The following is a 307-nucleotide window of genomic DNA, read 5'->3' on the forward strand; positions in this document are numbered from 1 at the left end:
GTCGCCAATCCGCAAAATCCCTAAAACTTTGTAGGATAAAACGTACATTGAAACATGGTGTGAGGCGTTTTGTAGTTACAGAGAGGGCGAATAGAGGGGGCTTACTTTTATACCTAATCATTTAAGATGTTGAGAAGAATAAGAGTTGCTATTGATAACAATATGTTATGTTTAAGTTTGGTTGTAAAAAGAACAATTTTATCGGGAGTAATCAATAAATGACCGTTATGTTGGTAAAACCTCATTTAAGGTTTAAAGAGAGCTATAACAACTATATTAATGAATTAGCTGATGAAGAACGTTACCC

The 307-nt window shown here is 33.9% G+C and carries 1 pseudogene; it reads left to right on the top strand.

The features are described from left to right. Positions 1 to 218: 218 nt before the first annotated feature. Positions 219 to 307: pseudogene (locus HJG58_RS18670) on the top strand (GNAT family N-acetyltransferase); the annotation flags it as partial.

Source organism: Acinetobacter geminorum, assembly GCF_013009345.1.
Taxonomy (GTDB): domain Bacteria; phylum Pseudomonadota; class Gammaproteobacteria; order Pseudomonadales; family Moraxellaceae; genus Acinetobacter; species Acinetobacter geminorum.